This is a genomic window from Staphylococcus pragensis, assembly GCF_004785665.1.
Taxonomy (GTDB): domain Bacteria; phylum Bacillota; class Bacilli; order Staphylococcales; family Staphylococcaceae; genus Staphylococcus; species Staphylococcus pragensis.
In genome coordinates, this window is sequence record NZ_SRPJ01000024.1 from 1 (window position 1) to 343 (window position 343).

General features: G+C 42.9%; 1 protein-coding gene. It reads right to left on the reverse strand.

From position 1 onward, the window contains the following. A partial coding sequence (locus E2558_RS12415) for a hypothetical protein (protein ID WP_197730825.1) occupies positions 1 to 343 on the reverse strand: 343 nt, incomplete at both ends.

Sequence of the window (343 nt, forward strand, 5' to 3'; positions counted from 1 at the left end):
TCTGAAAGACTCTCACTTTCTGATCCACTTAATGACGTACTTGCACTTGTTGAATCACTCACGCTTGTTGATGCTGATTCACTGTCTGATGTGCTTGTACTTGTTGAGTCACTCATGCTTGTTGATGCTGACGCACTATCTGATGTGCTTGCGCTTGTTGAGTCGCTCACACTTGTTGATGTTGATGCACTATCTGATGTACTTGTGCTTGTTGAGTCTGAAAGACTCTCACTTTCTGATCCACTTAATGACGTACTTGCACTTGTTGAATCACTCACGCTTGTTGATGCTGATTCACTGTCTGATGTGCTTGTACTTGTTGAGTCACTCATGCTTGTTGATG